The organism is Pseudomonas sp. HD6422, assembly GCF_025377065.1.
GTDB classification, from domain to species: Bacteria; Pseudomonadota; Gammaproteobacteria; order Pseudomonadales; family Pseudomonadaceae; genus Aquipseudomonas; species Aquipseudomonas putida_U.
This window is the reverse complement of sequence record NZ_JAHWIW010000090.1, coordinates 1-804: the sequence shown is the minus strand read 5'-3', so window position 1 is coordinate 804 and position 804 is coordinate 1. Positions and strand designations below refer to the sequence as shown.

Sequence of the window (804 nt, the reverse complement as noted above, 5' to 3'; positions counted from 1 at the left end):
ACAGCATGGAAAAATCAAAGCAATTATATAATCAAGTGAACTTCTCACATCAGGACTTGCAAGAACATATCTTTAGCAATTGTACTTTTATACATTGTAATTTTAAGCGCTCAAACCTTCGAGATACACAGTTCATTAACTGTACTTTCATAGAGCAGGGGGCACTGGAAGGGTGCGATTTTTCTTATGCTGATCTTCGAGATGCTTCATTTAAAGATTGTCAGCTTTCAATGTCCCATTTTAAGGGGGCAAATTGCTTTGGTATTGAACTGAGAGATTGTGATCTTAAAGGGGCAAATTTTAGCCAAGTTAGTTTTGTAAATCAGGTTTCGAATAAAATGTACTTTTGCTCTGCATACATAACAGGTTGTAACTTATCCTATGCCAATTTTGAGCAGCAGCTTATTGAAAAATGTGACCTGTTCGAAAATAGATGGATTGGTGCAAATCTTCGAGGCGCTTCATTTAAAGAATCAGATTTAAGTCGTGGCGTTTTTTCAGAAGACTGCTGGGAACAGTTTAGAGTACAAGGCTGTGATTTAAGTCATTCAGAGCTTTATGGTTTAGATCCTCGAAAGATTGATCTTACAGGTGTAAAAATATGCTCGTGGCAACAGGAGCAGTTACTGGAGCAATTAGGGGTAATCATTGTTCCTGACTAAGCGCAAGATTCGGCTACGCACATAACAAAGCGTTTAAGACAGATTCGCAACGCTGGGCATTTTCGGTTTGCTTTGAATTTAGTGTTTACGGCACAATGGTTTAGGTTGGGTGGCATGTTGCTCACTACTTAACGCGGCGTTA

General features: G+C 38.9%; 1 protein-coding gene. It reads left to right on the top strand.

Features of this window, described 5'->3' with window-relative positions:
• The first annotated feature begins 5 nt into the window (after positions 1-5).
• Positions 6-662, top strand: coding sequence for a quinolone resistance pentapeptide repeat protein QnrVC6 (locus tag KY379_RS27180; RefSeq protein ID WP_032495607.1), 657 nt, complete (start codon positions 6-8; stop codon positions 660-662).
• The last annotated feature ends 142 nt before the right edge of the window (positions 663-804 follow it).